The organism is Burkholderia sp. BCC1985 (assembly GCF_905339915.1).
Lineage (GTDB): Bacteria > Pseudomonadota > Gammaproteobacteria > Burkholderiales > Burkholderiaceae > Burkholderia.
In genome coordinates, this window is sequence record NZ_CAJPGY010000129.1 from 1 (window position 1) to 556 (window position 556).

General features: G+C 68.0%; 1 protein-coding gene. It reads right to left on the reverse strand.

What is annotated here, in order from left to right; genetic code table 11:
* Window positions 1-556: methyl-accepting chemotaxis protein (locus U4Z31_RS36960; protein WP_321812998.1), on the reverse strand; the 556-nt coding region annotated here is incomplete at both ends.

Genomic DNA, 556 nt, shown 5'->3' on the forward strand with positions numbered 1-556 from the left:
ACCCCGCCCCTGTTCACCCGCGCGCGCCGCCTCGACCGCCGCATTCAGCGCGAGGATGTTGGTCTGGAACGCGATGCCGTCGATCACGCCGATGATGTCGGCGATCTTGCGCGAGCTGTCGGTAATGTCGTTCATCGTCGTGACGACTTCGCTCACCGCCTGCCCGCCGCGCTCGGCCGCCTCGCTCGCGGACACGGCGAGCCGGTTCGCTTGCAGTGCGGTCTCCGCATTGCTGTCGACGGTGGCCGTCATCTCGGCCATCGACGCGGCGGTCTCCTGCACGCTCGACGCGGCCTGTTCGGTGCGCGCACTCAGGTCGTTGTTGCCTTGCGCGATCTCGTTGCTCGCGCGTTGCACGTTGTGCACCTGCTCGCTGACGTCGTCGACGAGCCAGCGGAACATCAGCCCGAGCTGGTTGATCGTGCGCAGCGTCATGCCGATCTCGTCGACGCGGTTCATCCGCACGCCGCGACGGCTTGCGCCGGTCGCGACATTCAGCGCCTGGTCGTGCAGCCGCTTCAGCGGACGCACGATCTGCGCGTCGAGCCACAGTCCG